Below are 26,572 nucleotides of genomic sequence, written 5' to 3'. Positions count from 1 at the left end.
CTCTACCTTAGCGGGCTGCGGGTGCGGCTCCGGTGGATTGCTTGCCCGCAGGTACCAGAAGAGCAACGACCAGGCAGACCAGTGACAGGCAGGCGGCAGCGAAGAAGGCCAGGTGTACACCGTCCATATAGGCGGCCAGATCGGTCTTTTTGCTGGTAGCTTTTCCTAGCTCGAGCAGGGCCACAAAGCTGGCGGTAGCTGCAGCGCCCGAAACCTGCTGGAAGGTAGTCATAGCCGATGAGCCAAAAGCCTGCAGTTCGCCGTTGAGCGACCCCAGGCCCACCGACATCATGGGTGTGTTAATGAGGGGTAGCGAGAAGCTCATGAGCATGTAGGTTGCTACCACGTACCAGACAGCGGTGTCCTGGCTAAAGGTGCTCATCAGCCAGATAGATGCGATAAAGAGAACCGCACCGGGGATCACCAGGGTACGAGCGCCCAGACGGTCAGCCAGGCGGCCAACAAAGGGACTGAGTACGGCCATGAGCAGGCCACCGGGAAGGAGCATCATACCGGTCTCCAGCGGGGTCAGGCCCAGGACGTTCACGGTGTAGAGCGGAATCAGGATAGCGGTACCCAGCATGACACCCATACCCACCGAACTCATCATAACGGTGAGGGTGAAAGGCCGTGCCTTGAAGATACGCAGGTCCATGAAGGGGCCGCGTTCTTGGAGCTTAATCTGGCGCACCACAAAAGCGGCGATAATGACGGCGGCAAAACCAATGACCAGCCAGGGGCTAACCGGCAGGTGGGCACCGCCGTGGGTTGATTCCCCGCCAAGCGAGGAGAGACCCAAGACCAGGCCACCGAAGCCTGCGGTAGATAGAACAATGGAGAGCAGATCAAGACGCTGGCTCTTGCCCTGGGGCTTACCGGCAGGTGCCAGGCGGGAACCCACAGCAAGGGCAATCAAACCAATAGGCAGAATGAGCCAGAAAAGCCAACGCCAGCTCGCAACATTCAGAATCAGGCCAGAGACGGTGGGGCCAGCAGCAGGGGCCGCTGAAATGACCATACCGATGATGCCCATAGCCTGGCCGATTTTACTGGGTGCAACCAGACGCATCATGGTGGTCATCAGCAAGGGAATCACGATGCCGGTTCCGCCCGCCTGAAGCACTCGCCCTACCAGGAGTAGAGCAATGCCGGGGGCTGTAGCCGATACCAGAGTACCTAGCGAGAAGAGGGCCATAGCTCCCAGGAAGACCGCTCGAATGGAGTAGCGGGAAATAATGAAGCCCGATGCGGGGGTCACCACAGCCATGGTGAGCATAAAGCCGGTGGAGGTCCATTGGGCAGTTGCCGCCGCGATGTTGAGGTCTTCCATGATGTTGGGAAGAGCCACCCCCAGTAGGGTTTCATTGAGAATCAGAACAAAAGCGGACAGAACCATGATGGCAAGTAGTAGGAACTCATGACGTTCAAGCGACTGAGTCTGAGGACTAGCCTGGGGTCTTAGATGTTCTGATGGGTTGCTCTGGGCAGGCTGAGATGAAGGCATAGGCTACTAACCCTACCTAAAGGATGACCTAGTTAGCTATAAAATCTTGCTCACAGCCAGCTGACCTTGAGGTCAGGTAGGTACAAGAAAAAACGCTAGGGCTAGTAGCTTTTGCCACTAGCCCTAACGTCTTCTGCGGGTATCTAGGTAGAAAAACCTTAGAACTTGCCGTCGTAACCGCTACGCCAGGTGTTACCGGCAATACCAACGGTATCTAGTACGTGCCAGTGGCCGGTAGCCTTGTTCCTGATAACCCAGATAGCCTTGATCCAGCTTTGGCAGGAGCTAAACCAACGGTTAGCTGTTTTAATCTGTAGTTTGCCGACCCCGTGGGTGTTGCTGAAGCAGACGTTGTTGGACTGAACCATGATGGACCCCTGGGGTAGGGTGATGGTGCAGGGCCCGGAGCTACAACCGTCGAAGGCGTAAGGCATAGTAAGCCCGCTGACGTCACAGGGGCTAGTCCAGTTACCGGCAAAAAAATTGCCGCTGCTGTAGTAGCCACGGCTGATGCAGCGGAAACGTTCGGCGGCGTTACCGTGGGTGTTGGCGCGTGAGCCATCGCCACACACGGGCACCAGGTAGCACTGAACGTCGTAGCCTGCGCTACCTGCGGAAGCATCTAGGGTCAGGGTGGTGGTGTTGCCAAAGCACCAGCCTTCACCGTTGCTCTGGTCTGTGAAGTGTGCACAGGGAATCTGGCTCATCCAGTTACCGTCGTGGCAGCCCGGGGGCAGGGGTACCTGGCCGCCACCGCCGGTGCTGGGGGGGTTGGGATTACCGGGGTTAGGGGTGGGGTGGGGGTGACCGGGGTGAGGAGTGGGCGTGGGCTGGGGTTGTCCACCGGGTGGGGTGGTGCTATCAGCAAATGCAGCTGGGGCTACTGCCATCAGGGGTGCTGCAATAGCCAGACCTTTAAGAGCCGTACGGCGATTTGTAGAAAGAGTCATGATTTTCTCCCTAGAGAAATAGTGGTGTGTCACACGTGTATGGGTGCGGTGAGGCTGGGGCGCAGGTACCCTTTGAAGGGTCCTAAGCTCGCTTGCTCACACATCATTTTTCTCCAGAAAAGTGCTGATAACTAGAGGAAACTCCAATTTGTGGCGATAAGAGTGGGCATTGTAGGTAGTTCTGTTGATAGGCTGGTCACGCCCTGAGCCAAACCCACTAAATCAGGTCAAGAAGATATCAGCAGACCTCTAAACCGAGAAGCATGACACATTCAGGTATTGATACCAGCTTCCTTGACCCCGCCACCAACCCTGCCGACGACTTTTTCCGTTACGTCAACGGCACCTGGTACGACTCCCACCAGATTCCCGCCGACCGTTCACGTGACGGTGGCATGTACTTCTTGCGCGATGCCGCCGAAAAGCATGTGCGTGAGATTATCGAAAAGTTCGCCGCCGAACAGCCCCGCTCCCGTATCGGTGCGCTCTACTCATCTTTCATGAATACCGAGAAAATTGAGCAGGACGCCCTCACTCCCCTACTTGCCGAAGTCGAGCAGGTTTTGGCCGCCGCCACCCCCGATGACATGGTGCGGGTCATGGCAGCGCTCGATGTTCAGGGCCACGGCGGCCCCTTTGGCTGGTACACCAGCATTGACGCTAAGAACCCCGAGAAATATGTGCTCTACCTGTCCCAGACCGGTCTGGGCCTGCCTGATGAGTCCTACTATCGCGACGAAAAGTACGCCGAGATCCGTGATGCCTACCTTCAGCACATCGCCCGCATGTTTGAGCTGACCGGCCTGGCCGAGAACTTTGGGCTAGAAGCCGCCGATGCCGCTAAAGCTGTCTTTGCCCATGAGACCGAGATTGCCTCCCACCACTGGGATAACGTTAAGTCCCGCAATGCCGATCTGCGCTATAACCCAATTCAGGCATCGGAGCTAGAGGGCAGTTTCCCAGGCTTCCCCTTTAGCAGCTGGCTTGAGGGTATGGGCATCTCTCTGGAGAAAGCGGGTACCGTGGTGGTTAACCAGCCCTCCTACTTTGAGGCCGCCGCCCAGATGTGGGCCACTGCCCCGCTGTTTATCTGGAAGCTCTGGTACATCTGGCATATGGCTCATTCCCGTGCGCCCTACCTAACCGAAGCGATTGTGGCTGAGAACTTTGACTTCTACGGGCGTACCCTTTCGGGTTCCCAAGAACTGCGCGAGCGCTGGAAGCGCGGAGTTGGTCTGGTAGAAGGTTCCCTGGGTGAGGAGCTGGGTAAGGAATACGTTGCTATCCACTTCCCGCCAGCCCACAAGGCTAAGATGCTGGAACTGGTCAATGACCTGCTGGCGGCCTACCGCGAGTCGATTGGCACCCTGGACTGGATGACCGATGAGACCCGCGCCCGCGCCCTGGAAAAGCTGGGTAGCTTTGTCACAAAGATTGGTTACCCCGACACCTGGCGGGATTACTCTGAGCTGGAACTGACCGATGATCTCTTTGAGAATCTGCGCCGGTCGGCGGTCTTTGAACACGAGTTCCAGGTGGGTCGCATCAACGAACCGGTCGATAAGAACGAGTGGCTGATGACCCCGCAGACCGTCAACGCCTACTACATGCCACCGGCCAATGAGATCGTCTTCCCTGCGGCCATTCTTCAGCCACCTTACTTTGATCCTGAGGCTGATGATGCCGTTAATTACGGTGCAATCGGCGGTGTGATTGGGCACGAGATTGGGCACGGCTTTGATGATCAGGGTTCTAAGTACGACGGCACCGGTGCCCTCAATAACTGGTGGACGGACGCTGACCGTTCAGAGTTCACCGAGCGCACTAAGGCCCTGGTGGAGCAGTACAACGCCTACACCCCCACCGGCCTTGACCCCGAAAAATTCACGGTTAATGGTGAGCTGACCCTGGGTGAAAATATTGGTGACCTGGGTGGTCTTTCTATTGCCTTGAAGGCCTACAAAATTGCGCTTGAGCGTCAGGGCCTGACCCTGGAGACTGCCCCGGTGATTGACGGCCTGACCGCCACCCAGCGTGTCTTTGTGGCCTGGGCGCAGGGCTGGCGTATGAAGACCCGCCCCCAGACCGCCGAGATGTTCCTGGCTATTGACCCGCACTCCCCCGAGGAGTTCCGTGTCAACGGCGTAGTGCGCAATATTGACGAGTTCTATACGGCCTTTGATGTTCAGCCGGGTGATGCCCTCTACCTGGCCCCCGAAGAGCGGGTTAAGATCTGGTAGTAGGGTACTAGCAGAATACAGGGCGCTGCCACACCTACTTGAAGGTGTAGTAGCGCCCTAAATGTAGCCTCTTCGGAAAAGTACAAAATTCCTCTACGTTATTGCTGAACCTATAGCTCCCATATATCTTGCGCATGTCTAAGCTGATGCACGCTAGTGTACCGTTGCCGCTGAACAAAAGCAGAACCCTTTCCGGTACGTTTATTCACGAATGGGCTTGATAAAGATACCTGTCTAGGGTCCCCTTCGCGGGTCAGGATAAATACCTGGTAGCGCCCGCCCTGCCGGCCAGCTTCAAGACCTTTCCTCATGACTTGACCCAACCTTTTATATTCACGGTTGCCGCTGTTCACTAAGCGATTTGCTTCAGCCTCATTCCACTCAACGTTATCGTAACGGGCCACAATGCAGGGAATGTTAGGCTTAATCTCCTTATCCGCATAGAAAGCAATATGTTTAACCTCTTGGAAATACCTGCCGGCTTGGCAAATATATGCAGAATCTTCCTCATAGAAGGGCCAGTCATCTGTGGCAGGAACGGCCACCGTATTATAGGGGTGGAGTAAAAACCAAGGTATGCCGTTTTTATCTTCCTTGACCTCTTTGGCGAGCTGCTTGTCGATAGCATTTCTCAGTAGGACTTCTAGATACGAAATCTGTTCCAAGGAAGCAGCTACCATTTGAGCATTCCAAGCATAAAGTTTTAGCGCAAGCTCAACATCACCTTTTGCTTCCTGGCGAAAAGGCTCCATCCGCGGAAGAGAAAAGCTATCGCAAACGTTCTCACCTGAGAACGTCTCTTTACTGCTCATATCATTGATGCTAGCGTTGAGGAGAACGCCCCGGCCTTGCCTCTGCTTTAAGTATTGCAAACGGGGCTTTTATATTTCCCCGTAGCATCTCAGTGTGGGATGACTCCACTTGCCCAAATATTAGTAGAGCATTAAGCGATACTAGCCGACTCTTGGCGACACTCATCTGCTTCTATCTAGAGTCCTCGGGGGCGGGGTGCTTCAAGGCCAGCCCCATACCGCGCAGTTCAGAGGTGTCCATCTGCCCGTTATGGATACGGTCGTTGAACTTGCACCCAATAATGGACAGGTGGTTGTGCGACTTGCCTGGCTCGGTTCCCTCGGCCCAGGCATGGTACATGCCGGCATTATCCACCAGCTTGCCAACCTCAGGGCCAAAAATTCCCTAGTCCAGGTGCTCGGCCAGTAGGGTAGTCACCGCGCGCCTGGAGGGCAGGGGCTTCTTCCATGTCGTCAGTGCAGGCGGCGACATCTTCAACACCAGCTAGATGGTATTCACGGTATCTAGGCAGGGTCTAATCTGCCTGGAGAAGTTTCCTCTTCTTTCGCACCCAGCCAGGTTCACTTGTGCATATTTTTGCAGGGTACAGCTGGCCAGCCGCCCTGGGCGCTAGGCTTATCTTTAGTCACCGAACTCAAGCTGAGGAGAGCTATGGCAACCCCACCCCGCGTCCTTTTTGTCTGCCAGTCCAACAAGGGAAAGTCACAGATGGCGCAGGCCCTGATGAACCTGCACGCCCAGGGGCAGGTGGTCGCCACCTCAGCGGGAACTCAGGCCGCGGTTGGTGGTGCTGTAAACGCTGAGTCTGCTGAGTCACTAGCTGAGCTAGGGGCCGATATGAGCACCGGCTACCCCAAGTACGCGAGCGAGCAGGAGCTACAGGAGGCCGACCGCATCATTATTGTTGGTACCGCCACCCACCTTGAAGGGGTCAGCCCCGAGATTGAAGCTAAGACCGAGCGTTGGGAAACCGATGAACCGTCCCTGCGCGGGATTGAGGGAGCTGAGCGCATGAAGCTGATCCGTGATGACATCAACCAGCGTGTCCTGGCCCTGTTGGACGAGCTGACCGGCTAATACCTACCTTTCATCCGTGGTAGCAGAAGGCTCACAGCGAAGTTGCTGGCTCGGAGCGGGCGTGAATCGCCGTGTGAGCGATAGCGAACCAGGTGAAAAGGTCAGCAAGGAGCATGAGTCTGGCCTACCCCTTATAAGGGAAAGGGACTGGAACGCACCGCATTAGCCCGGTGCTTCCAGTCCCTTTGAGCGTTAAAGGCCTACTAGCTCAGGACCTTGATGGCCATGGGGTAGTCGTAGACCTGCCCGTTATTTGCCTTAACAGCGGCAATAATGTGCAGAACAATGAGGGCTACCCAAACAGCAAGCAGGATAATCCAGGTAAATACCGCTGCTATACCAAGCGTGGCAATGGTAAGAATCCAGACAGCCACGTTGATAAGCCACATGGTGAAGGAGAAGTTAAAGGCCCCAGCCGCTGCGTAACGCACGAATTGGTAGCCGGGCTTGTCCTTGTAAATGAACCAGAAAATCAGAGGCCCAATAAAATTAAGGGATGAGACCGTAACTACCAGCCCAATCAGACCTGAAAGGTGGGCAAACAAAGCCATAGATTTGGCATCAGAAGGAATCTGGTTGCCGTAGGCATCAAAGGTTGGCTGACCAACGCCGGGCTGGCTGGGGCCGGAATGACCGTAACCAGGTGCGCTGTAGGCACCAGGCTGGCCGGAAGGCTGTTGGCCGTAACCGGGTGATTGCGGTGCGTAGGGGTCAGCTTGGGCAGAATCGGGTTGCTGAGCGGTGTAGTCCTGTGTCTGCTGGCTGGGCTGACCGTACACCGGGGTGTCCTGCTGGGGCGCGTTGGGGGCCTGCTCGACTGGTTCCGGCTCAGCCCGGTGGTTCGGTGACTGGGGAGCCTCACCCTCAGGGCCGATTGATGAATTGCTGTTCTGGTGGGGCAGGTGAGGATTGTTCTGCTCAGTCACGCTGAAGCCTTTCGCGGGGTTATTTACTTCTACCTAATACTCTAAGTCAACCCCAACAGGTTTATACCGTTGAGGGGCCTCATCTGCTCTGAAATCATCCTCACAGATGAGAAGATAAGACCTCTTTCTCATTCTCTGGGGCTAGATAAGGCGCAAGGAGAGGGCTCCCGAGTAGCATGGAGTCATGCGCGAACTACAGGCTCACATTATTGAAGAACTGGGTGTTAAACCCACTATCGATCCCACCGAGGAAATCCGCAAACGCGTGCAGTTCCTGGTTGACTACCTCAAAATTACCGGGACCCGCGGCTTCGTGCTGGGCATTTCCGGGGGACTAGATTCCACTCTGGCGGGCAGGCTCTGCCAGCTCGCGGTGGAGGCGCTGGAACTTGAGGATATCCAGGCCGAGTTTATTGCCGTGCGCCTACCCTATAAGGTGCAGGCCGACGAGGAGGATGCCCAGGCCGCCCTGCGCTTTATCATGCCCCAGCAGACCGTGACCTATAACGTTGCGGCGGCTGTTGATGGTTTCGAGTCGGCATTTGCCGATGCCACCGGCCAGCCGATTTCGGACTTCAATAAGGGCAACGTCAAGGCGCGCGCCCGTATGATCGCCCAGTACGCCCTAGCCGGTGAGAGGAACCTGCTCGTGGTGGGGACCGACCACGGGGCGGAGGCTGTGACCGGCTTCTTTACCAAGTTCGGGGACGGCGGGGCCGACATAATGCCTCTCTTTGGCCTCAACAAGCGCCAAAACCGTGAGCTGCTCAAGGTTCTGGGGGCTGAAAAGAGGCTCTGGGAGAAGGTGCCCACCGCTGACCTGCTCGATAGCAAGCCGGGCAGTACCGATGAGGACGAGTTGGGTGTCAGCTACGACCAGATTGATGACTATCTTGAGGGTAAAGAGATTGACCCTGCGGCTGCTGAGAATATTGAGGGCCGTTTCTTGCGCTCACGCCATAAACGCACCACCCCCGTCACCGTCTTTGATACCTGGTACAGGTAACACTTTTGCTTGAAGTCAGCCCCGCCCGGTTTGGTGCGGGGCTGACTTTTTAAAGTCTTATCGGAGCGGAACCTTGAGCGCTGTGCCCTTGGTTGAGCCAACTGGCTCGGGCTGGCGTTAAGGGTCTTGGAGAGGTTGGTGTCTTGGGCTCTGTGCCCTTGGCCGGGCCGGCTGGCTCGGGGCTGGTGTCAAGGGTGTTGGCATAGGCCTGGTATTCAAGCGCTGTGCCCTTGGTTGAGCCAACTGGCTCGGGGCTGGCGTTAAGGGTGTTGGCGAAGCCAAGGGCACAGAGTTCTACCCATTCAGCTGTGCTTTTACAGGCGGTAGAAACCCTCAATAGCGCGGGCCAGGTAGGCCATATCAGCTACGGTGGTCAGCTCCCGGGCCGAGTGCATAGACAAGAGTCCAACACCCACATCGACCGTTCGCATACCCAGGCGGGTGGCGGTGATAGGCCCAATGGTAGAGCCGCAAGGAACATTGTTGTTCGATACGAACTCCTGGTAGGGAACCCCAGCGAGCGCACAGGCCTGAGCGAAGATACCGGCCCCCACCGCATCGGTGGCGTAGCGCTGGTTGGCGTTGATTTTGAGCAGGGGCCCGCCACCGGGCAGGGGGCGAACGGTGGGGTCGTGGTGGCCGGTGTAGTTGGGGTGGACCAGGTGCCCCGCATCGGATGAGAGGCAGATGGAGGCGGCCAGGGTTCGGCGGTAGTCCTCAACAGTTTCTCCCCTGGCCTGGGAGAGTCGAACCAGTACGTCTTCGAGGAAGGGCCCGGCGGCACCGGAGCGGCTTTCTGAGCCGATTTCTTCGTGGTCGAAGGCGGCCAGCATGACGGTGTGCTGGGGGTTGTTCGGCTGGTGGGCGGCGTAGCGGGTGAGGGCGGTCAGCCCGGCGTGCACGGAGCTGAGGTTATCCAGACGGCCCGAGGCAAAAAGTTCCTGGTTTTCGCCGAAAACGCTGGGGGGTGTTGCATCGGCGAACATGAGGTCGTAGCCCACGATGGTGGTGGGGTCTACCGGCCCGCCATCGGCGTGTTCTGCTAGGTAGGCCAGGACGTCTCCGGTGGAGTCTCCGAAGCCCCAGAGCGGGTAGAGGTTGCCCTGCTTATCCAGCTTAAAACCGTTGTTGGCTTCTCGGTCCAGGTGGATGGCGAGCTGGGGTAGGCGGGCGATGGGTCCGGTGGCGACCAGCCGGTTTTCTAGGTGACCGTCGACCAGTAGGGTCAGGCGTCCGGCTAGGCGCAGTTCTCTGTCGAGCCAGGAGTTGAGTAGGGGTCCGCCGTAGACTTCGACTCCTACCTGGTTCCAGGTCAGGGTGCGGATGGATGACTTAGGCTTGACTTTGAACCCCGGTGAGTCGGTGTGGGCACCGAGCACACGGTAGCCGGTATGGGATTGGGTACCAACCCAGGCGATGATCGCTCCGTCGCGCACCACAAAGTGTTTGCCGGTTGCTGCGGAGCTATCCCAGGTTGCTTCTTCATCAAGCGGGGTGAAGCCGGCGCTGCCTAGGCGGCGGGCGGCTTCTGCGGCGGCCTGGAAGGAGGTGGGTGAGGCGGTAATAAAGGCCGCCAGGTCATCGATGTTGGTGCGGGGGTCAAGCGGGGTATCAGCAGGAAGAGTCATGGGACACATTTTACCGGACGGGGGCGGGGCGGGGTGTTGGCTGTTCTTTGACCCAGACCTGCGCGCGGCGGGTGCGGGCTAGGTTCTTCTTCTTGGCAAGGAGCACAACCACAAGCACGAAAATACCGTTGGTGATCAGTGATGAGGTAAAGCCTGCTAGGTTAGAGCCTTCTTGCAGGAAGGGGTCAGCCAGGCCAAAGACCCCGAAGGTCATAGCGATGAGGTTATTGACCGTGTGCAGGGCGATTGCGGCTTCAAGCCCGCCGGTGCGCCAGGTGATGTAGCCTGCGGCGATCCCCAGTGTCAGGACGGACAGCTGACCCCAGAGGTCGTACATGTGGCCCAGCATGAAGAGTGGGGCGGGCAGGACGATAGCCCAGGCCGGGTGTTTGAGCCAGCGGCCGATGCTTTGCATGAGAAAACCCCGGAAGACCAGTTCTTCGGCATAGGCCTGAAAGGGAACAACGAGGCCAATGCAGATCAGGAGCACTATGAGGGTTGTGCCCTGAGCTTGGGGTGCGAGCTGGTAGGTGCTCCCGGTAGCTGCCTCAAGGGCCAGGGGGATCAGAACCATGATGAGTGTGGACAGGCCCAGGCATACCATGAGCCAGCCCCAGCGCATACGGCCCGCAACGGAGTGAATCAGACCCCAGGGCTTGGGGCCCATGATGAGGCGGGCCAACCAGAGGCAGGGGAACATGAGCGCTACCGACCCGAAGAGCACTGTGAAGATAAGGGGGTCTGTAAGGGCCTGGGCTTGGAGCTGGGCGGTCATGTCGCTGGCTGTGGCGGTGGCATCGATGGTCATCTGCCCGGAGGCGGCCTGCTCCTTGAGGGCGCTCATCAGGCTGGGTATGAGCAGGGCTATGCTCAAGATAAGGGCCAGAACAAGGTAGAGGGGAGCACCAATTACTGACTCAACCAGGGGTTTCCACCAGCGGCTCTTGGGGTCGGTCAGGGCTAGGCGGTGGTAGCCCAACTCCTGGGGCTCTTGCCGGTAGCCGGGCCGCCAGCCTACCGGGGGTAGGTAGGGTGGCGGCTGAGTGTTCGGGGTCTGCGGAATGACGGGGCGCACCAAGGCACCGCTTGCTGGGTCTGAGCAGGGGGTGTGGTTTCTTGGGCGGGTCCGTATTGGTGAGGCATCTGCGAACTAGTCATAGTATCTACCCTAGACATTTTTGGGGAGGCCCGTAGGGGCTTGACCCTAGATTTTGGTTTGGGGTGCTCGCTAACTGTTGACGGTAGCGGAAGGCCACCAGAGCCCAGAGCAGCACCAGGGCGCTCAGGCAGATGATGGGCAGGGCGGAGAGGCTCAGCGCCAGGTGGCTGAGCTCGTCCAGGTTGTGGGCGGCCGGGTCCATGCGGATACCGATGCGCATCGGCCCGTAAATCAGACCGGCACAGCCCAGTACCGCTAGACCTGCCGCCAGCCAGCGCACCGGTTTGGTAGCTAGGGCGAAGAAGACGGGGAAGGCGTCCAGCCACAGGCCCGCCATGAGCAGGGGTAGCCAGATGTTGTGGTGGGACCAGGAAATCGGTGACATGGCTAGCATGAGGAAGCCGTTGAGGGCTATCTGTGACAGCACCATGCCCCGGCGGTGAAGAACCGGAATCAGGTAGGCAACTCCCACCAGCAGAGCCAGGATGATGCCCCCACGCAGGGCGGTCAGCAGGGGGCCTTCACTAAGACCTAAGTGCAGGAGCCAGCCCAGGGTGGAGATGTTATCCACGTAATTGATGTTACCCACGCGGGAGGGGTCAGAAATAGCGTAGAACCAGAATTCATGGGCGGTAGCCGGCATAAAGATAAAGCCTGCGGCTACCGTTGCCAGGAAGGTAGCACCCAGGGTGAGTACGCCCTTGATATCCCGGCGCATGAGCAGAATCAGGCCAAAGGCCAGCGGGGTGAGTTTGATACCGCCGGCAATACCGATCAGGACACCGCGCGGCAGACGGCTGGCAGGGCGGAGCAGGTCAGCCATGACCAAGAGCAGAATCAGGGCGTTAATCTGGGCTAGGCCGATGCTGCGGTCCCAGGGGCTGAACATGGTGATACAGGTAGCCAGAACAAGAACCAGTGAGCGGCTACCGAGTAGGGCCTCACCGGGTACGGTTACCCCGCGTAAGCGGGCGTAGTTGAGCACCAGAACCGAAATCCACAGGGCTGCACTCATGGCCAGGAGCGTCATCACTCCAGCGCCGACGCCCAGGGGCAGGAAAGCAAAGGGGGCAAAGACCATGACCGCAAAGGGTGGGTAGGTAAAGGGCAGGGCAATGGGCTTGCCCTCTTGCAGGTAGTAGTTATAGAGGGTTTTACCCGGGTAAAGGTCGCCAAAGACCACGCCTGCGCCGGTGCGGTAGACCTCGAAGTCCTGGCCGTTGAGAAAGATGGAGTGGCGAATGTGCCACTGCATGACCGCTAGGCAGAAAATAGCGGTCAGGATCGGCCAGATACGGTGGCGAGCCGGTAGCGTGGCGCTCAGGCGAAGAATGTTCACAACTAGCTACTCCTGGGGGTCAGCAGCCGTTCCCCGGTCCCTGGTGGCCGAGTCTTTGCGGACGGCGACCAGCTTGGTTCCCCTGCGGGCTTTGGCTCTACCGGGTAGGCGCTTGTCCACCCCTTCTTTCGTGCTGGTTTCCTTCTTGGGTAGAGCCACTATGCGCAGGGCTAGTTCTAGTACCAGAAGCCCCAGGGCCGCGTAGAAGACGTAGTAGGAGGGGTAGAAGTAGTAGAGGCTGGCGTTCCATCCTGCAACCGTTGCGCCCAGGGCAACAACGGCCAGGGCAAGAATAATGATGTGGGCCAGTGAAAACTTACCGGTGCCCTCACGGTTACGCCAGCTGATGTAGATAGACATGAGCGCAAAGAGGACGGGGAAGAAGATTTGGCCAGAAAGCGCCATGGTGTCATCGGTGTACCGGAAGATACCGAGAGCTTGGATGATTGCGGTGGCGGCCAGGATTAGGGAGGCAGGCAGAGTTTTCACGAGAGATTACTTTACCGTTCTTTAGGCAGTGACGAAGTAGATGATGGCGGTAACGGTGAAGATACTGCCGGCGGTGAGGGCGGCGGCTAGTTCGATGAGCATACCTAGACCCATAGATTTGAGGGCGGCCCAGGTGCTTGCCAGCGAGGTAGTAAGGTCACCGCCGCTGCGGGTGGTTTCGCTCAGGAAGAGGGCAAGTGCGAACCCCACGAACAGGCCAACCACGGGGATAAGGAACATGCCGGTTACGGCACCGACCACTCCCCAGAGGATAGATGAGTTGGGGATAGCCCTGCGTTTGAGGGTGCGCCCAGTCAGGAGGGCTTGAGCCATCATACCGGCAAGGACGATGGGTGCGCCCAGCCCTAGAAGCCACCACCCTTCGGGGCTCCGCAGGGTGAGGCTCCAGAGCAGGATTCCTGCCAGGACGGCCAGGGAGCCGGGCAGAACCGGGTAAACAATACCGATACAGCCTAGGGCAATGAGCAGAGCGGCCCCGATGGTAATGATGATGGCTAGGGTCATATCTTCCAGTCTAGTCGGGCTGGGGGCTAGCTCCGCCCTAGGTGAGTGACCTAGCGGCTTGCTATAATCGGCATGACGCATACGATATTTTGGAGTGATGATGGCGGAGCCCACCCCCCAGCAACCAGAGAACGCACCTAAGCCGCATCAGGCACCAGGCCCGCAGGGGTCAGGGAACTCCCCCACCGCACCCACCCGTGGCTACCGGCAGGAACTCAGCATCGGGACCCGCCCCGTAGATGCACCCGGCGCCCCTATCAGCGAGCGACAGGCCCGCGATATAGCTACCGGCCGAGCAACATGGCACCGCAAGGCCTCCAAACCCGTCTCCCTCTGGATGTTTGCGCTTTTTGCGGTGCTCATGACCCACCGGTGGATTCCCGAGTCGCTCTGGCTGATGGTGCACATGGTGACCCTGGGGCTGATAACCAACTCTATTCTGGTCTGGTCCCAGCACTTTACCGAGGCCCTGCTCAAAAACAAGCTGCCCGACAGCGCCCGCCCGGTTCAGCTGGTGCGCATCTACACGCTCAACGCTTCGATAGTTGTGCTCATGGTGGGGGTCATCTTCAACCTCTACCCCCTGACCCTGATTGGCTCGACCGGGGTGGGGCTTGTGGTGGCCTGGCATGGGCTGGCCCTACTTCAGCAAATGCGTTCTGCCCTGCCTGCCCGTTTTGGTACCAGCATTAGGTACTACATTGCCGCCTCCTGGCTCCTGCCCCTGGGTGCTACTTTCGGTGCACTCCTGGCCTACGACGGCACCAGTGCCACCTGGCATTCCCGCCTACTTTTGGCCCATGAGGCAGTGAACGTCCTAGGCTTTGTGGGCATCACCGTGGTCGGCACGCTCATGACGCTCTGGCCCACGATGCTCCGCACCGTCATGCTCCCCGATGCTGTGGCACGTTCTTCCCGCGCGCTGGTGCTCATGTGCGCCGGGCTCACGCTCACCGTCACCGGTGCCCTCATGGGGAATGTTCCCCTGGCTACATCCGGCCTGATACTGTACGCCGCCGCCCTGATACTGGTGGGTGTGCTCATGGTAGGAGCCACCGCCGCCAAGAAACCCTCTGACTACCCCACCTTCTCGGTGGCTGCCGGTATGGTGTGGCTGCTGGTGGGTGTCCTGTGGGCCGCCGTCCTGGTACTCACCCAGGGCCTAGAGAGCCTGAGCCTACGCCCCATCACCCCCGTCTTTGTGGCAGGCTTCTTAGCCCAGGTGCTCTTGGGCGCCATGAGCTACCTGCTCCCCGCGCGTATGGGCGGTGGGCCTAAGGCTGTGCGTGCCTCTAACCGGGAGTTCAACCGCTTCTCAGCCGGCCGAGTCACCATGATTAACCTGGCTCTTCTGGTCTTTATTCTGCCCGTGAACATCACCGGCTCATGGGTACGCACAGCGGCCTCCCTGCTGGGAGCTTTCACCCTCTTCGCTTTTATCCCGCTCATGCTACGCGGGGTCAAACAGTCAGTAGCTATCCGCAAAGCCATGATTCAGGCCCGCGCCCGGGGTGAAGCCCCCGTCCCAGACCCGGAAGCACAGCACCCCCAACCGGTACCCCACCTGCGCCATGCCCTCATCGGTGCGCTGGCAGTGGTGCTGGTTGTAGGCCTGGGAGTGGCAGCTGATCCCGCCGCACGGGCACGACTGGCGGCAGGCGGGACCGGTTCCGCCGCTACCGGCCAGACCACCACCCTGACCGTTGAGGCAACCGCCGACATGCGCTTTACCCCCAACACCGCCGAGGTACCCGCAGGCAACCGGCTGGTCATCGAAGTCCACAACACCGATACCAAGAACGCCCACGACCTGACCTTTGCCAACGGCACCTCCACCGGGCGCATCAACCCCGGGGAAACAAAGACCGTAGAGGTCGGCACCATCACCCAGGATCTGGAAGGCTGGTGCTCCGTCATGGGCCACCGGGCCATGGGCATGACCTTTCAGGTAACTGCCACCGGCGCTACCAGCACTCAGGGCACCGGCGGTCAGCAGGCCGGGCACACCGCCGCAGGCCAGGTACTCTCCCCCACCGACATTGACCTGCAAGGCGACATCTCAGCAAACTACCAGAGCCGGGACGCCGCCCTAGAACCCGTCCCCGAGGGCGAAAACATCGACGGGCGCACCATCCACCGCCAAACCTTCGAGGTTCAAGAACTCACCCGCGAGATAGCCCCCGGCACCACCCTGAACGCCTGGACCTACAAGGGCTCCTACATGGGCCCCACCCTGCACGGCAAAGTCGGCGATATTTTTGAAATTACACTGGTCAACAAGGGCAGTATGGGGCACTCCATCGACTTCCACGCCGGCACCGTAGCCCCCGACCAGCCCATGCGCACCATAGCCCCCGGTGAAACCCTGGTCTACCGCTTCGAGGCTGCCGCCTCAGGCATCTGGCTCTACCACTGCTCCACCATGCCCATGAGCACCCACCTAGCCGCAGGCATGTTCGGCGCGGTAGTCATCGACCCACCGGACCTGCCCCCGGTAGACCGCGAATACCTGCTCGTCCAAAGCGAAGTCGCGCTCACCCAGGCCGGTGACACCCCCGAAGGCATACTGACCAACATCTCACCCGAAGGCCTGGCGGCAGGCACCCCCACCCTCACCCTCTGGAACGGCCACGCCACCCAATACCTACGCGACCCCCTGACAGCAAAAACCGGTGAGCGCGTGCGCATCTGGGTACTCAACGCCGGCCCCGGAGGCGACCTCAGCTTCCACATAGTCGGTAGCCAATTCGACACCGTCTACAAGGAGGGCGGCTACCTACTCCAAGGCGGAAGGGACGCTTTCGGCACCACCAAGGGGGCCTCCCAAGCCCTCGACCTAGCCCCCGCCCAAGGTGGCTTCGTGGAGATGACCTTCACCGAGGCAGGCACCTATACCTTCGTCAACCACGACTTCGCGGCCGCCGAACGTGGCGCTCGCGGTCAGATTAAGGTCACCGACTAGTCATTCGATAAGAAACCTGATGCCCCCGGCTCTACTAGAGCCGGGGGCATCTTGTGGGGGTTGGGTACGTCACCTTCGGGGGTATCAGGGGGCTTTTGGCCCGCTCTCAGGGTCGGTTTTCAAGTAGGCTGTTACTAATGACTACTGAACGCACCAAGCCCAAAATCGCCCTGCGCATCGGCGCGGGGTTGCTTGCGCACTGGCACATTCTTTCATCAGCGGTGCTGATGGGTGTCGGTGTCGTGGGGCTTTCTGCTACCTACGAGGACTACTGCGGGCGCACCGATTTGACCTACGCCCCCACTGAGCTTCGTGATGATATTGAAGGGGCCGCTCAGGTAGCCGGTTTGCGACCGGGTGTTTTAGCGGCCCAGCTCGAAACCGAATCTGGTTGGCGGCTGACCGCGCGTTCCCACGCGGGTGCGCACGGCCTGGCCCAGTTCACCCAGGACACCTGGGACATCTGGGGCAAGGGCGATATTGATAGCCCCGAAGATTCTATTGCCGCGCAGGGCCGCTACCTGGCCTATCTTTCAGAGCGGCTAGCTCCTTACGCTAAGGACCAGACTCCTCTGCAAGATCTCGTCTTAGCTGGCTATAACGCTGGCCCCGGCGCGGTAGAAGAATACGAGGGTATTCCCCCCTACTTTGAAACCCAGAACTATGTGGCAAAAATTGATGAACTGGCCGCCACCAAATATGCAGTGACCTGCTCCCCCTCCCCTGAATTTACACAGGCCAGGCTGGTTGGCTAAAACCTGCCGCACCTGCCTGCAGAACACACTGAGCAGAGCATGAAATAGAGTGCCTAGGCTAAGTCAGCGCGGGATAATGGAGCTAAACCTACTGTAAGGAGATCCCATGACTGATTCCCTCTTCCCCCTGGGCAAGCCCGCACCCGAAGGCGCTTTTACCGGCAAAGCCTACATGCACCCGCTGGCCCCCAGTAGCCAGCTCCAGTCACTAGCCGTCACCTTTGAAGCTGAGGCCCGCACTAACTGGCACACCCACGATGTTGGCCAGCTCATTGTGGTGACCTCCGGAAGCTGCATCTACCAGCTTGAGGGCCAAGAACCCCGCACCCTCACCCCGGGCGAGGCCTTCTTCTTTGAACCCGGTGTTAACCACTGGCACGGGGCCACCGCAGAAGGGCCCATGACCCACATTGCGGTAACCCCCTTCAACCAGGCCGGTGAGTTCGTCACCTGGGGTGAACCCGTGGACGACGCCACTTACCGGGGTTAGTTATACAGCAAAGGCCCCGCCCGGTCTTCTGCACCGTGCGGGTGCCAGAATAAGGGGCGGGGCCAGCTCACTCTATGAGCGCTCAGAATCTAGCGCTTCTGGTAGAGCGACTTCTTCTGAAACTTAGGGTCGCTGGTCACCAGCATGCCCAAGGAACGGAAAATACCCTCATCCACAGACCCAAGAATCGTGGTGGTGTGAACATCCACCCCACGCAGGTTCTTAAGCTGCTCTAGGGCGGCGCGGGCATCCTCATCATGGGCCGCTGACGTTGAGAGAGCAATCAGCACCTCATCGGTATGCAGGCGCGGGTTCTGGCTACCCAGGTGCAGGGTCTTGAGACGCTGGATGGGTTCTAAAGCCTCGTTGGACAGCAGGTGCTTGTTATCGTCCAGCCCGGCCAGGTGCTTAAGAGCGTTCAGCAGGGCAACAGCCGAACAGCCCAGCAGATCGGTGGTCTTACCGGTGATGATGGTGCCATCGGACAGTTCCAGGGCGGCGGCGGGTGCGCCGGTGGACTCCTGGCGGGCACGGGCAGGCTCTACCACCGGGCGATCGGTAGGCTTAAGCCCGGCCTTAGCCATAACCACAGCGGCACGATCCGACTGGGTGGAGTCCAGGCCACCGCGAGCCTCATCGACCAGGGCCTTAAAGTAGCGGCGGATAATCTCCTGCTCCGAAGCGTAGCGGCAGGCGGCATCGTCAGTGATGCAGTTACCGGCCATATTCACGCCCATGTCGGTGGGTGACTGGTAGGGGCTGGTGCCGGTCATTTTTTCCAGGAGCACCTTCAGCAGGGGGAAGGCCTCAACGTCACGGTTGTAGTTAACCGTGGACTGGCCGTAGGCGGTCAGGTGGAAGTGGTCAATGACGTTAGCGTCATCAAGGTCCACAGTGGCGGCCTCATAGGCCAGGTTGACCGGATGTTCTAGGGGCAGGTTCCAGATAGGGAAGGTTTCAAACTTGGCGTAGCCCGCCTTAACCCCACGCCTGTTCTCGTGGTAGACCTGCGAGAGCGCGGTAGCCAGCTTGCCAGAACCAGGGCCGGGTGCGGTGACAACCACCAGATCACGGGTGGTTTCCGCGAACTCGTTACGGCCCAGCCCCTCTTCGGACACAATCAGGTCGGTGTTGGTGGGGTAACCGGGAATGACGCGGTGGCGCGACACCCTCAACCCCAGTCGCTCTAGGCGCTGCTTGAAGGCAAGAGCCTGGGAGTTATCGTCCTCCATCTGGGTCAGCACAACGTGCTCAACCAGAAAACCACGGTCGCGGAAGACATCGACCAGACGCAGAACATCATCCTCGTAGGTAATGCCCAGGTCGGCGCGAATCTTGTTGCGTTGCAGGTCCTTGGCGTTTAGGCAGATCAGGATTTCTACCTCGTCGCGTAGCTGCTCCAGCATGGCAATTTTGTTGTCCGGGGTGAAGCCCGGCAGGACGCGGGAGGCGTGCATATCGTCAAAGAGTTTGCCGCCCATTTCTAAGTAGAGCTTGCCGCCGATGTGCTCGCGGCGCTCCTGGATATGCCGGGACTGCATCTCAATGTATTTTTCACGGTCAAAACCAATTTTGTTCACCATGGAATTCAAGCCTAGCAAGCCCGCACCGCCCAGGGCAGGGACGGCGCGGTGAGAGTAGGCACTCTAAGCCCGTGGTGGGTCGGGACTAAGCTAACCTCATGCCTGTTCCGGCCTAGCTTTCCAGGTGCAGAAGCCTCTCCGGGTAGTCGGTGAAAACGCCCGTGGCACCCCAGTTTTTGAGCTCATTGGCGCGGGCGGCGCTATTGACCGTCCACACATTGACCCCGTAGCCGGCCTGGCGCAGGGCTCGCACGCTTGCGCGGGTCAGACCCCGGTCCTCCAGGTGGGCGGCTTGAGCATCAATTAGCTCTAGGACCGATAGCCAATCCGGTTGGAAGGTCTCGGCAGTTAAGAGTGCCCCCACGGCGTACTGCGGGGCGCGGCGTTTGAACTCAGCTAAGAGCAGGTGATTGAAGGAGGACACGATAACCTGCCGCTCTGGGCTGAGCTGAGCTAGCTCAGCAATGACCCGGTCAATGAGCAGGTGGGAGCGTTCTGCCCCCTGTTCGTTGGATTTAAGTTCGATGTTGAGGCTCAGCCCGCGCTCGTTAGCCAGGGTGACGAGCTGGTCCAGGGTGGGTACAGGCTCACCGGCGTAATCGGGGCAGAACCAGGAGCCGGCGTCTGCGGTGGCAAGCTGGGCGGCGGTGTAGGTGTAGAGGGAGCCGGTCAGGTTGCTGGTGCGGTCTAGGTCGGTGTCGTGCAGGAGGACGGGGGTGCCGCAGGCGGCTAGGTCTACGTCGGTTTCAACCCAGGTGGCACCGGCGTCAGCGGCGGCGGTGAAAGCGGTGAGGGTGTTTTCGGGGCGGGTTCCGGAGGCTCCCCGGTGGGCAAAGATACGCATAGCACCATTATGGGGCAGGGCGGCGGTGGGGACGCTCACGTGCGGGCAAAGCGCGGGTGAACGGTGGGTAGCAGTTCAGTGCCGGAGCCACCCCTTGCCGGCCTACCCATACCCACATAGCTCATCTACGTCTCCTTACGGGCTTAGCCTTCCCCCCCCCACCCACCACAAACTGAATGCGGTGAGAACCTTCACCAGCGTGTTCAAAGCACACGCGCATGAAGGTTTGCGCCGCACACTAAGCACCGGGTCCGCAGATCAGAGCTTCGCCACGGCATCAACATGCCACAAACGAGACCCAAGTCACGCCATACTGTAGGTATGAGATCAAAAGTATCGCGTGTTCTAGCGGTTGCCTGGGTCCTCTCACTGGCTGGCATATCTGCAGGGTTCAGCTTGCTGAACCGGCCGGATGCCGACCCGAGCCTTGGCTCTTTCCTCGCTGTAGCCTCATTTGGCCTGGCTTTTGCCACGACCCTGGCGGTGGCCTTGGTCGCCCCATCATCACACCAGGCTCCGGAGCTGTAAGCTCCCAGAACCCCAGGTGTCTTCCCCTCTTACGAAAGGTTGGCCTCATGCATCAGAAACTGGATATGGGCCACATGTTTACTTACTCAGCTTTTCTTGCGGCCGCAGTGATTGCACTACTGGCGGTTGAGTGGCTGCTTATTTCTGCCATAGCCAGTGACCCGGTCGCTATTTTTACCCCCGTCTCGGTCATCTCTGCGATGGGGCTGGGGGTCGTCTTTGCTCCCTCTCTTCGGAAGCACGCGCAGAGGTCGGAGCGGACTCCTTAAAACACCGCATGAAAGGATGTAGGTATGCGCAAACCGTATATGTTCTACGTTCTCTGGACTGCCTTCATTTTGGCAGGCTTTTCACTCCAGATGATTATCCGCGACCCCGGCCACGGGCACATCATTTTTGGGATTCTCATGACGGCTGCCGGAACCGCAGTTGTGTATGCCGTTGGCAGGCTATCAAGCAAAGCAAGAAACCGGGACTCATAAAATGTTAGCGGTAGCTCCCGCCCTCCCTTTACCTGCCGCTACCTAGAGCCAGCCCTTCACATAGGCCATCAGACCCAGAACTGCACCGACTGCCATACCGGAGTAAATCGGGCCGTTACCTTCCCCGTGAGGCTCTTTTGGGGTGACCTCCGGCGTTTCTGTTTCAACAATCCGGAGGTAATTTTTTACTCCCCCAATAGCGCTACCCGATAACATGCTAGGTATGAATGAAAAGAATCGGGCCAAGATCAGCAATAGTATTGTTGCCTGGGTTCTTATTACCCTCCTGGCAATAATCTTTGTCGTTCTTGCTTTTGTTGACCAAAGCTACAAGTCTGTTGTCCTGTATGTTGCCTGCCTTGCCTCTCTTGTTGCTCTAGCTTTCATTGCTTACCGGAACCGGCAGGACACCTAGCAGGTAAGCTACGGGAGCTCTGGGCTCCCCCGCTCTTTGAAGTTTGCGTTGCCCACGGATATGGAGGTCCTCATGGGTGCTCCCACCGCTGCCTCCCGCGTGTGGAAAGACCGTTCCCTGCTACCTATTGCCCTAGCAACTGTCGCAGCGGGATTTTCCTTCTACGTCCCGGTCAGCGCCCTGTTCCTGACATCCAGGGGGCTGTCCCTAGAGGATATTTTCCTGCTGGAAAGCATCCTACTGGCCAGTATTCTCGTAGCCGAGGTGCCTTCTGGCCTGGTGGCAGACCGGGTAGATCGGCGTTGGGTCATCCTGACCGGTTTTGTGTTCAACGCGGTGGCCGAGATACTTTTTGCCGCTGGGCACTCCCTAGGCGCTTTTGCCTTATCCTTCGTATTCAGTGGGCTGGGCATTGCCATGCTCACCGGTGTGCAGGACGCCTATATTTATGACTCGCTGGGTGAGACCGCCGACGATATTTCGGTAGGTGTATGGGGTCATTTGAGTTCCTTAGAACTGGGGGCCGGGGTGGTTGGGTCTGTTGCCGGCGGTTTGATGGCGGCGCATAGCCTTTGGCTACCGGCTACCGTCAGTGCTGTCTTTGCGTTTGGTGCCGCTGTGGCTGTTGCTTTCCTGCCCGGCCAGCAACCTACAAAGGCTAATGGCCCGGAGCCTGAGAACACTTGGGCAAGCCTTAGAGGTGGTGCCGGCTTGCTTTTGACCAACCCTGTTCTGCTCTATACGGCGGTTGCTTCCAGCGCGGCCTTCGTCATTTTTAACGCTGTTTTTACACTCAACCAGCCACTGTTCCAGGCTGCGCAGGTACCGGTCGCCACCTGGGGAATCATCGGCGGTTCGGCACAGTTGCTGGCCGCTCTCTACAACCACTATGCCAGTTCGGTGGTTGATCGTTTGGGCCGCAGGAACAGTCTGCTCTTGGCTATGGGCTACGGGGTTGCAGGGTTCGGTTTGATGGTTGTCCCGCACCCTGCTGCTGTGATTGCGGGGTTTGTGCTGGTGGTTCTTGGTATGCACGCGCGAGGCCCCATCACACGGGCTGTGGCTAATAAGGTTATCCCGGCGCACCGTCGAGCCACGGTACTCAATGTTGCTAGCACTCTTGGTAGCCTGGTGGGTATAGCTGTGAACCCGCTGATTGGGTGGGGTGCCGGAGCCAGCCCGGGCGGTACTGTTGCCGCGCTTGCGCTTGTGCTGGCGCTCATGGCGCTCCTGTGGCTACCAATCGCTCACCGCTACCTTGATGAGGACACTAGCACCCCCGGGACTACCGAAAGTTGAGTGACATGGGTAAAAAGTACCTTGCCCGTCCGGGCACCATGGTTATAGCCTCCTTAGGTCTTGTATCTCTTGTCCTTGTACTATCTCTTGGACTTCCCTTATTTCTGACGGACAGGACGGGGAACATTTTGCCCGCCCTGTTGTCCTCTATCTTTGTGCTAGTACTCCTGGATGCGGCCTACCTTTCGCTCTTTAAGGTGCAGGTGCACCTCGGCTCCGCCCTGGAAATCAGGGCACCCCTGTGGCGCAGGGACATAGCCTACTCGGATATCGTGGCCGTCCAGACGGAAGAAGATTCTGGGCTCAATTCCGGGGCTATTAACTGGCCTGTTGTCAAGACCGCGCAGGGATACCGGGTCAATATGGGCGGAAAGTTCCGTGTGAGTCTCACCGTGAAGGACGGTAGCGCCTATGAGGTTGTCATGAAGGATCAAGCGCAGGCCCTAGACCTCGTGCAGACCCTGGAGCAGGCCAGAAAAGACAGCGGCCACACGAGCGTGTAGAAACCCTATAAAGTCCTACCTCAGCCCCAGGAAGACAGCCGCGAGCGCGACCCCAAAGAGCGTGCCCAGGGCCAGCTCAGGGACGGTGTGTTTGCGCAGGTAGTAGCGGGAGTAGACGGTGCTAGCCCACACTCCTGCACCCACCAGGTAACCCAGGGTGGGCAGGGGTATGTAGAGCGGGAAGACCAGGGCGAAGAGGGCGGCCACCAGTGCGTGCATACTGGCCTTAATTTTGAGGTTGACCAGGGCAACGACCAGCAACATAGCCACCGACAGGTTGAGGGCCAGGGGCACCTGGCTACTGGTATCCACGAAGTTCAGGGCCAGCGCCCCGGCGGTGAAAGAGAGCAGGGTGCCCGCGTAGAAGGGGGTGCGCTGTGCCCGGTCTTGGATGAAGCGGTCCCCTACCCTGCCGGTGCGGTGCATCCAGAGGGAAAGGGCCAGGGGGATAGCCACGATAAAGAGGAGTGAGAGCGCCACAGGTACGACCCAGGTGGGGTCTGTGGCGATCGCAATGATGGCCAGCAACAGCCCGGAGAGCACAAAGGGCGAGAAGATTTCGGTAGCGGCTTTGCTGGCTTTCTCTAACATAGGCTTCACCTCTTCTCCTGCGATCTGCTACGAATATAAAGGTGCGGGGCGCAAGCCTCACCCTGCGCCCCGCACCTATTACCCTCGGCGGGGATTACCCGGCAAGCACCTCAGCCAGCCTCTTGACGCCTTCGGTCAGTGCTTCTGGTTCGATAGCGGAGAAGGCGATGCGGAGCTGGTTAGCGCCGGGGTTGACCAGTTTCCCGTCAATCTCTACCGGCTCGTAGAAGGCTGAGCCGGGGATAAAGACCACACCGGCTTCAATGGCCGGGGCTAGGGCGTCGGTGGCATCGGCGTACTTGCACCCTTGGGGCAGGGTTAGCCAGGTGAAGAAGCCTCCCTCAGGCACTGTCCAGGTGGTCCCTGCGGGCATGTACTTCTGGCAGGCATCCAACACAGCCTGGCAACGGGCCTGGTAGAGGGCGGCGGTGCGGCGGGTGTGGGACTCCCACAGGCCCTCACTCATGAAGCCCAGCACCAGGCGCTGAGAGAGCACCGATGGGCAGATGGTGACGGCTTCACCGGCAATCTGCAAGAACTTGCGGACGCGGAAGGGCGCGACCATCCAGCCCACGCGCACACCGGGCGAGAAGACCTTAGAGAAGGAGCCCAGGTAGAGCACGTTCTCGGGGTCCAGGGAGTAGAGGGAGCGGCGGCGCACCCCGTCAAAGGAGAGCTGGCCGTAGGGGTTATCTTCCACAATCAGTACGTCAGCTTCGCGGCAAATACGCACCAGCTCTTGACGGCGCTCATCCGAGAGGGTGATGCCGGTGGGGTTCTGGAAGTTGGGGATGGTGTAGAGGAACTTGACCTCTTTACCCTCAGCGCGGATGTCAGCAATGGCTTGGGCGACAGCGGCGGGGTCCAGGCCGTCCTGGTCGAGTGCGACCTGGCGCACATCAGCCTGGTAGCCCTCAAAAACGCCCAGGGCACCGGTGTAGGTGGGGCCTTCTGCCAGAATGACATCCCCGGGGTTGACGAAAAGTTTGGTGGCCAGGTCCAGTCCCATCTGGGAGCCTGCGGTCATCTGAATATCGTCCACGGATGGGCGGGCACCTTCAGATTCCATGAACTGGCAGACCAGCTCAGCCAGTTCTTCCAGGCCCGCGCCGGAGCCGTACTGCAGAACTTCTAGGCCCTCTTCTTGAATGATGCGGGCGCTCATAGCACCGAGCTGTTCCAGCGGCAGCAGGTCCAGGTCGGGGTTTCCACCGGCCAGGGAGATGATGCCGGGGCGCATGGCGACCTCAAAAACATCGCGCACTGCCGAGGGGCGGAAACCGGCGGCACGGTCGGCAAAGTGGTGCATGATGCGGGCTTCAGCGGGGGTCGCTTCTGCCAGCAGGTTAGCTATTTTACTCACGGGTCTGCCTTTCTAGCCGTTGTAGGTAGTGCCAGCAAGGCCAGCTGCCGGTGAGGCGGGCTGGTCGGTGGCACCGATTGCGTGCAGGCTGATGAGTTCGTAGACCACGTGGGCGGCGGCGATACCGGTCAGTTCGGCGTGGTCGTAGGGAGGGGCTACTTCAACAACCTCAGATCCGACCAGGTTGAGCCCGCGCAGACCGCGCAGGATTTCCAGGAGTTCGCGGGAGGTGATGCCGCCCGCTTCGGGGGTGCCGGTGCCGGGGGCGTGGGCGGGGTCGAGCACGTCAATGTCGATGGAGACGTAGAGGGGTCGGTCGCCAATGCGCTCACGGAGCAGTTGGACGACTCTCTCAACGCCCAGGTAGTAGACGTCGGCGCTGGTGACGATGCCAAAGCCGAAGCGGGCGTCGTCTTCTAGGTCTTCGGTGCCGTAGAGGGGGCCGCGAGTACCTACGTGGCAGAGGGCGTCGGTGTCCAGTAGTTCTTCTTCAAAGGCGCGGCGGAAGGGGGTGCCGTGGGTGTATTCGGCCCCGAAGTAGGTGTCCCAGGTGTCCAGGTGGGCGTCAAAGTGGAGCAGGGCGATTTTGCCGTGTTTCTTGTGCAGGTTGCGCAGGTTGGCCAGGGCGATGGTGTGGTCACCGCCGATGGTCACGAGCTGCGCGCCGTCCTTGGTGAGTTCGTGGGCACCGGCCTCGAACATTTCGAGGGCTTCTTCAATGTTGAAAGGGTTGCCGATGATGTCCCCGGCATCTGCTACCTGGGCTTCTTTGAAGGGGGAGATGTTGGCGGCGGGGTTGAAGGGGCGGAGCAGGCGGGAGGATTCGCGCACGTGGTTGGAGCCAAAGCGTGCGCCGGGCCGGTAGGAGACACCGGAGTCCCAGGGCATACCGGCGACTACGATATCTGCTTTTTCTACCTCGTCCAGGCGGGGTAGGCGGGCGAAGGTGGCAGTTCCGGCCCAGCGGGGTACTTCTGCGGCGTTGACGGGGCCAAGGCGTTCTACGCCGTCAGCGCCGGTGGCGATGACGCGGTTGGGTTTGGACGAGAAAAAGGCTTCTGCCATGGTGAGGGCTCCTTGGGGCAACGGAAGAGGGGGTCA

27 protein-coding genes are annotated in these 26,572 nt (G+C 59.4%); 12 read left to right on the top strand and 15 right to left on the bottom strand.

Translation table 11 applies throughout. From position 1 onward, the window contains the following. Positions 1-7: 7 nt before the first annotated feature. Together ACN080_RS02490 and ACN080_RS02485 are read right to left on the bottom strand one after the other, a co-directional pair. Positions 8-1,504 carry an MDR family MFS transporter gene (locus tag ACN080_RS02490; protein ID WP_419105257.1) on the bottom strand — a complete coding sequence of 499 codons (1,497 nt, stop codon included), beginning with the start codon at positions 1,502-1,504 and terminating at the stop codon, positions 8-10. Between the two features lie 158 nt (positions 1,505-1,662). Continuing rightward, a complete protein-coding gene (locus ACN080_RS02485; RefSeq protein WP_419111134.1) occupies positions 1,663-2,454 on the bottom strand; it encodes a hypothetical protein in 792 nt (263 codons plus the stop codon). A 263-nt stretch (positions 2,455-2,717) separates the two neighbouring features. Here ACN080_RS02485 and ACN080_RS02480 point away from each other — a divergent pair, with 263 nt between their 5' ends. After that, positions 2,718-4,694, top strand: a complete 1,977-nt coding sequence (locus ACN080_RS02480) for a M13 family metallopeptidase (protein WP_419112959.1) — start codon at positions 2,718-2,720, stop codon at positions 4,692-4,694. Between the two features lie 110 nt (positions 4,695-4,804). On the opposite strand, the gene ACN080_RS02475 is transcribed toward ACN080_RS02480, so the two are convergent. Continuing rightward, entirely contained in the window at positions 4,805-5,506 is a 702-nt protein-coding gene (locus tag ACN080_RS02475) for a hypothetical protein (protein ID WP_419112958.1), read from the bottom strand. A 172-nt stretch (positions 5,507-5,678) separates the two neighbouring features. After that, the gene (locus tag ACN080_RS02470; RefSeq protein WP_419112957.1) at positions 5,679-5,861 is read right to left on the bottom strand and encodes a hypothetical protein; all 183 of its coding nucleotides are present in this window, start codon (positions 5,859-5,861) and stop codon (positions 5,679-5,681) included. A 297-nt stretch (positions 5,862-6,158) separates the two neighbouring features. On the opposite strand from ACN080_RS02470, the gene ACN080_RS02465 reads away from it, so the two are divergent. Then, the gene (locus tag ACN080_RS02465; RefSeq protein WP_419112956.1) at positions 6,159-6,584 is read left to right on the top strand and encodes a low molecular weight phosphatase family protein; all 426 of its coding nucleotides are present in this window, start codon (positions 6,159-6,161) and stop codon (positions 6,582-6,584) included. Positions 6,585-6,787: 203 nt separating this feature from the next. Here ACN080_RS02465 and ACN080_RS02460 read toward each other — a convergent pair whose 3' ends face one another. Continuing rightward, positions 6,788-7,510 carry a DUF4870 domain-containing protein gene (locus ACN080_RS02460; protein WP_419112955.1) on the bottom strand — a complete coding sequence of 241 codons (723 nt, stop codon included), beginning with the start codon at positions 7,508-7,510 and terminating at the stop codon, positions 6,788-6,790. Positions 7,511-7,694: 184 nt separating this feature from the next. Between ACN080_RS02460 and nadE the strand changes: the two genes are divergently transcribed. Further along, positions 7,695-8,516: an ammonia-dependent NAD(+) synthetase gene (gene nadE / locus ACN080_RS02455; RefSeq protein WP_419112954.1), complete on the top strand. Its 822-nt coding sequence runs from the start codon at positions 7,695-7,697 to the stop codon at positions 8,514-8,516. A 314-nt stretch (positions 8,517-8,830) separates the two neighbouring features. On the opposite strand, the gene ACN080_RS02450 is transcribed toward nadE, so the two are convergent. From ACN080_RS02450 to ACN080_RS02430, 5 genes are all read right to left on the bottom strand, one after another. Then, entirely contained in the window at positions 8,831-10,144 is a 1,314-nt protein-coding gene (locus ACN080_RS02450) for a M18 family aminopeptidase (RefSeq protein WP_419112953.1), read from the bottom strand. 10 nt (positions 10,145-10,154) lie between these two features. After that, positions 10,155-11,219 carry a lysostaphin resistance A-like protein gene (locus tag ACN080_RS02445; protein ID WP_419112952.1) on the bottom strand — a complete coding sequence of 355 codons (1,065 nt, stop codon included), beginning with the start codon at positions 11,217-11,219 and terminating at the stop codon, positions 10,155-10,157. 88 nt (positions 11,220-11,307) lie between these two features. Continuing rightward, the gene (locus tag ACN080_RS02440) at positions 11,308-12,642 is read right to left on the bottom strand and encodes a glycosyltransferase 87 family protein (RefSeq protein WP_419112951.1); all 1,335 of its coding nucleotides are present in this window, start codon (positions 12,640-12,642) and stop codon (positions 11,308-11,310) included. A 6-nt stretch (positions 12,643-12,648) separates the two neighbouring features. Beyond that, entirely contained in the window at positions 12,649-13,131 is a 483-nt protein-coding gene (locus ACN080_RS02435) for a hypothetical protein (RefSeq protein WP_419112950.1), read from the bottom strand. 21 nt (positions 13,132-13,152) lie between these two features. Next, positions 13,153-13,656 carry a DUF456 domain-containing protein gene (locus ACN080_RS02430; protein WP_419112949.1) on the bottom strand — a complete coding sequence of 168 codons (504 nt, stop codon included), beginning with the start codon at positions 13,654-13,656 and terminating at the stop codon, positions 13,153-13,155. A gap of 97 nt (positions 13,657-13,753) precedes the next feature. On the opposite strand from ACN080_RS02430, the gene ACN080_RS02425 reads away from it, so the two are divergent. From ACN080_RS02425 to ACN080_RS02415, 3 genes are all read left to right on the top strand, one after another. Continuing rightward, positions 13,754-16,618: a multicopper oxidase domain-containing protein gene (locus tag ACN080_RS02425; protein ID WP_419112948.1), complete on the top strand. Its 2,865-nt coding sequence runs from the start codon at positions 13,754-13,756 to the stop codon at positions 16,616-16,618. A 137-nt stretch (positions 16,619-16,755) separates the two neighbouring features. Next, complete coding sequence (locus ACN080_RS02420; RefSeq protein ID WP_419100291.1) at positions 16,756-17,373, top strand: lytic transglycosylase domain-containing protein; 618 nt, start codon at positions 16,756-16,758, stop codon at positions 17,371-17,373. 106 nt (positions 17,374-17,479) lie between these two features. Further along, a complete protein-coding gene (locus ACN080_RS02415; RefSeq protein ID WP_419100292.1) occupies positions 17,480-17,863 on the top strand; it encodes a cupin domain-containing protein in 384 nt (127 codons plus the stop codon). An 89-nt stretch (positions 17,864-17,952) separates the two neighbouring features. Here the strand turns inward: ACN080_RS02415 and ACN080_RS02410 are convergent, their stop codons facing one another. Together ACN080_RS02410 and ACN080_RS02405 are read right to left on the bottom strand one after the other, a co-directional pair. Then, entirely contained in the window at positions 17,953-19,446 is a 1,494-nt protein-coding gene (locus ACN080_RS02410) for a DUF1846 domain-containing protein (protein WP_419100293.1), read from the bottom strand. Between the two features lie 112 nt (positions 19,447-19,558). Continuing rightward, positions 19,559-20,329: a glycerophosphodiester phosphodiesterase family protein gene (locus ACN080_RS02405; protein WP_419100294.1), complete on the bottom strand. Its 771-nt coding sequence runs from the start codon at positions 20,327-20,329 to the stop codon at positions 19,559-19,561. Positions 20,330-20,611: 282 nt separating this feature from the next. Between ACN080_RS02405 and ACN080_RS02400 the strand changes: the two genes are divergently transcribed. The 6 genes from ACN080_RS02400 (at position 20,612) to ACN080_RS02375 (ending at position 23,517) form a co-directional block, all read left to right on the top strand. Then, on the top strand, positions 20,612-20,818 hold the full coding sequence (locus tag ACN080_RS02400; RefSeq protein ID WP_419112366.1) for a hypothetical protein: 207 nt from the start codon (positions 20,612-20,614) through the stop codon (positions 20,816-20,818). A 47-nt stretch (positions 20,819-20,865) separates the two neighbouring features. Further along, positions 20,866-21,087: a hypothetical protein gene (locus ACN080_RS02395; protein WP_419104951.1), complete on the top strand. Its 222-nt coding sequence runs from the start codon at positions 20,866-20,868 to the stop codon at positions 21,085-21,087. A 24-nt stretch (positions 21,088-21,111) separates the two neighbouring features. After that, positions 21,112-21,300, top strand: a complete 189-nt coding sequence (locus tag ACN080_RS02390; RefSeq protein ID WP_419112365.1) for a hypothetical protein — start codon at positions 21,112-21,114, stop codon at positions 21,298-21,300. A gap of 223 nt (positions 21,301-21,523) precedes the next feature. After that, entirely contained in the window at positions 21,524-21,715 is a 192-nt protein-coding gene (locus ACN080_RS02385) for a hypothetical protein (RefSeq protein ID WP_419104953.1), read from the top strand. A 72-nt stretch (positions 21,716-21,787) separates the two neighbouring features. Further along, a complete protein-coding gene (locus tag ACN080_RS02380) occupies positions 21,788-23,014 on the top strand; it encodes an MFS transporter (RefSeq protein WP_419104954.1) in 1,227 nt (408 codons plus the stop codon). A gap of 5 nt (positions 23,015-23,019) precedes the next feature. Further along, on the top strand, positions 23,020-23,517 hold the full coding sequence (locus ACN080_RS02375; RefSeq protein ID WP_419104955.1) for a hypothetical protein: 498 nt from the start codon (positions 23,020-23,022) through the stop codon (positions 23,515-23,517). A 15-nt stretch (positions 23,518-23,532) separates the two neighbouring features. Here the strand turns inward: ACN080_RS02375 and ACN080_RS02370 are convergent, their stop codons facing one another. From ACN080_RS02370 to speB, 3 genes are all read right to left on the bottom strand, one after another. Continuing rightward, positions 23,533-24,108 carry a hypothetical protein gene (locus ACN080_RS02370; protein ID WP_419104956.1) on the bottom strand — a complete coding sequence of 192 codons (576 nt, stop codon included), beginning with the start codon at positions 24,106-24,108 and terminating at the stop codon, positions 23,533-23,535. Between the two features lie 94 nt (positions 24,109-24,202). Then, on the bottom strand, positions 24,203-25,471 hold the full coding sequence (locus ACN080_RS02365; protein ID WP_419112947.1) for a PLP-dependent aminotransferase family protein: 1,269 nt from the start codon (positions 25,469-25,471) through the stop codon (positions 24,203-24,205). 12 nt (positions 25,472-25,483) lie between these two features. Next, positions 25,484-26,536 (bottom strand): agmatinase, encoded by a 1,053-nt coding sequence (gene speB, locus ACN080_RS02360; RefSeq protein WP_419111153.1) that lies wholly within the window; start codon positions 26,534-26,536, stop codon positions 25,484-25,486. Between the last annotated feature and the right edge of the window lie 36 nt (positions 26,537-26,572).

This window comes from Rothia sp. CCM 9416, from assembly GCF_048513535.1.
Taxonomy (GTDB): Bacteria; Actinomycetota; Actinomycetes; order Actinomycetales; family Micrococcaceae; genus Rothia.
The sequence above is the reverse complement of the archived record's forward strand: the minus strand, read 5'-3'. Positions and strand labels throughout refer to the sequence as shown.